Annotated in this window: 1 protein-coding gene; it reads right to left on the bottom strand. The window is 37.5% G+C overall.

Annotation, left to right across the window (positions count from 1 at the left end; all coding sequences use genetic code 11):
- The coding region (locus DZ860_RS24190; protein ID WP_207890696.1) for a transposase at positions 1 to 342 on the bottom strand (342 nt) is incomplete at its 3' end.
- Positions 343 to 373: the final 31 nt, after the last annotated feature.

The following is a 373-nucleotide window of genomic DNA, read 5'->3' as shown; positions in this document are numbered from 1 at the left end:
TAGATCATTTCCTTTATCTTTTTCTTCGTCAAGCAGTTCCTCTAATACTTGTGAATCATGCACCGATGCATCAGTGGTATGCTGGGTGTCGATAAATTTGTGCTTATTATCCACTTTTACATGATTCTTGTAGCCAAAATGGTTTTCGTTGTTTTTTTTTGTCCAACGGGCATCAATATCTTTTTGCTTTTTCTTGTTGGGTTTACCATCCCATTGTTCTGGAGCTGTACCAGTTTCTTTAATGTGCGTATTTTCTTCCTTGCTATTTCGTTGGCGTGGCATTTCAACGAAACTGGCATCGATAATCTTACCTTCATGTGCGATAAGGTTATTCTCTTCCAATTTGTCGTGAAATACGCAAAACAACTTTACA

The sequence above is a fragment of the Vibrio sinensis genome (genome assembly GCF_003605645.1).
Lineage (GTDB): Bacteria > Pseudomonadota > Gammaproteobacteria > Enterobacterales > Vibrionaceae > Vibrio > Vibrio sinensis.
The sequence above is the reverse complement of the archived record's forward strand: the minus strand, read 5'-3'. Positions and strand labels throughout refer to the sequence as shown.